This window comes from Photobacterium sp. S4TG1, assembly GCF_036040035.1.
Taxonomy (GTDB): Bacteria; Pseudomonadota; Gammaproteobacteria; order Enterobacterales; family Vibrionaceae; genus Photobacterium.
The window spans coordinates 1-207 of record NZ_JAYXUH010000073.1 but is presented as its reverse complement, the minus strand read 5'-3'; the positions used below and the strand labels follow the sequence as shown (position 1 = coordinate 207).

Genomic DNA, 207 nt, shown 5'->3' with positions numbered 1-207 from the left:
CTTGAGTCTGGGATTTCCGAATGGGGAAACCCACTTGCATAAGCAAGTATCATTAACTGAATACATAGGTTAATGAGGCAAACCGGGGGAACTGAAACATCTAAGTACCCCGAGGAAGAGAAATCAACCGAGATTCCGGTAGTAGCGGCGAGCGAAACCGGATTAGCCCTTAAGCTAGTTCTGCGTTAGGTGAAGGTTCTGGAAAGT

At 46.9% G+C, this 207-nt stretch carries 1 rRNA gene; it reads left to right on the top strand.

Annotated features, from left to right (window positions below):
- Positions 1-207 (top strand): 23S ribosomal RNA (locus VXS03_RS20230); the annotation flags it as partial.